Annotated in this window: 1 protein-coding gene; it reads right to left on the reverse strand. The window is 67.8% G+C overall.

The window, feature by feature from the left end; genetic code table 11:
- The coding region (locus tag RMP09_RS19520; protein ID WP_310567631.1) for a phosphoribosylformylglycinamidine synthase subunit PurQ at positions 1 to 1,191 on the reverse strand (1,191 nt) is incomplete at both ends.

A 1,191-nucleotide genomic window follows, 5' to 3' on the forward strand; every position in this document is an offset into this window, starting at 1 on the left:
AGCTCATCTGGATGTTGCGGAACACGCGCTCGGGGTGCGGCATCATGGCCGTGAAGCGGCCGTCGGCCGTGGTCACCGCCGTCAGGCCGGCCGGGCTGCCGTTCGGGTTGAACGGGTACTGCTCGGTCGCAGCGCCGCTGTTGTCGACGAAGCGCATGGCGGCGATCGCCTGCGCCGGGTTGCCGCGGTGCTTGAAGTTGGCAAAGCCTTCGCCGTGCGCCACGGCGATGGGCAGGCGGCTGCCGGCCATGCCTTGCAGGAACAGGCTGGGCGAGTCCAGCACCTCGACCATGGAGAGGCGGGCCTCGAAGCGCTCGCTCTGGTTGGTGGTGAAGCGCGGCCAGGCCTCGGCACCCGGGATGATGTCGGCCAGCTCGGCGAACATCTGGCAGCCGTTGCACACGCCCAGACCGAAGGTGTCGGCGCGGCCGAAGAAGCCCTGGAACTGCTCGGACAGCACCGGGTTGAAGGTGATGCTGCGCGCCCAGCCGATGCCGGCGCCCAGCGTGTCGCCGTAGCTGAAGCCGCCACAGGCGACCACGCCCTTGAAGTTCTCCAGCTGTGCGCGGCCCGACTGCAGGTCGGTCATGTGCACGTCGTAGGCCTCGAAACCGGCCTGCGTGAAGGCATAGGCCATTTCCACGTGCGAGTTCACGCCCTGCTCGCGCAGGATCGCGACCTTGGGACGGCTCAGGTTCAGGAACGGCGCGGCCACGTTGTCCAGCGGGTCGAACGTCAGGGCGACGTGCATGCCAGGGTCAGCAGGCAGGCCGGCCGCCGCGTGTTCGCTGTCGGCGCAGGCCGGGTTGTCGCGCTGCTGGTTGATCTTCCAGCTCACGCTGTCCCATACCTGGTGCAGGTCGAACAGGCTGGCGCTGAACACCGCCTTGGTGTCGCGCCAGACCTGCAGCTGGCCCTTGCCCACGGCTATGGACGAGGACGCCGGGCGGGTCTTACCGACGAAGTGGCTGTGTTTGGACAGGCCATGCTCGCGCAGGGTCTGCATCACCGCGTTGCGGTCTTCGGTCTTGACCTGCAGCAGCACGCCCAGCTCTTCGCTGAACAGGGCCTTGAGGGTGAGTTCTTCGCGGCGGGCGCTGACCTGCTGCGCCCAGTTCTTGGCGTCGCCGCTGTCCATGCGGCTGTCGGAAATGCCGTCGCCTTCGGTGACCAGCATGTCCACGTTCAGCG

The sequence above is a fragment of the Hydrogenophaga sp. genome (genome assembly GCF_031426985.1).
Lineage (GTDB): Bacteria > Pseudomonadota > Gammaproteobacteria > Burkholderiales > Burkholderiaceae_C > Hydrogenophaga.